The 1008-nt window shown below is 61.5% G+C and carries 1 pseudogene; it reads right to left on the bottom strand.

Annotation, left to right across the window (positions count from 1 at the left end):
- Window positions 1-1008: pseudogene (locus tag BACI9J_RS23095) on the bottom strand (class 1b ribonucleoside-diphosphate reductase subunit alpha); the annotation flags it as partial.

Raw genomic sequence — 1008 nt, forward strand, 5'->3', positions numbered from 1 at the left:
ATCTTGTTCGACGCACGAAGGGCGTGGAACAGCACCGTGTAGAAGTAGATGTTCGTGAAGTCGATGCCCTCTTCGGAGCCGTAGTAGACGCGCTCACGAGCGAGGTAACCGTGCAGGTTCATCTGGCCGAGGCCGATGGCGTGCGACTTGTCGTTGCCGTCCTCGACGGAACGCACCGAGGTGATGTGCGACATCTGCGAGACCGAGGTCAGGCCGCGGATGGCGGTCTCGATGGTCTTGCCGAAGTCGGGCGAGTCCATCGTCAGCGCGATGTTCAGCGAGCCGAGGTTGCAGGAGATGTCCTTGCCGATCTCCTTGTAGGACAGGTCCTCGTTGAAGGTCGTCGGGGTGTTGACCTGCAGGATCTCCGAGCACAGGTTGGACATGTTGATCCGACCCTTGATCGGGTTGGCCTTGTTCACCGTGTCCTCGAACACGATGTACGGGTAGCCCGACTCGAACTGGATCTCGGCGATGGTCGTGAAGAAGTCACGCGCCTTGATCTTCGTCTTCTTGATGCGCGAGTCGTCGACCATCGCGCGGTAGTTCTCGGAGATCGGGACGTCGCCGAAGGGGACGCCGTAGACCTTCTCGACGTCGTACGGCGAGAACAGGTACATGTCCTCGTTGTTCTTCGCGAGCTCGAACGTGATGTCCGGCACGACGACGCCCAGGGACAGCGTCTTGATGCGGATCTTCTCGTCGGCGTTCTCGCGCTTGGTGTCGAGGAACTTCATGATGTCCGGGTGGTGGGCGCTGAGGTAGACCGCGCCGGCACCCTGACGCGCACCGAGCTGGTTCGCGTAGGAGAAGGAGTCTTCCAGCAGCTTCATCACGGGGATGATGCCCGAGGACTGGTTCTCGATCTGCTTGATCGGGGCGCCGGCCTCGCGGATGTTGGAGAGGAGCAGGGCCACGCCGCCGCCGCGCTTCGAGAGCTGCAGCGAGGAGTTGATGCCGCGCGAGATCGACTCCATGTTGTCCTCGATGCGGAGCAGGAAGCAGGAG

Origin of the sequence: Arthrobacter sp. 9V (assembly GCF_902506065.1) — a bacterium.
Taxonomy (GTDB): domain Bacteria; phylum Actinomycetota; class Actinomycetes; order Actinomycetales; family Micrococcaceae; genus Arthrobacter.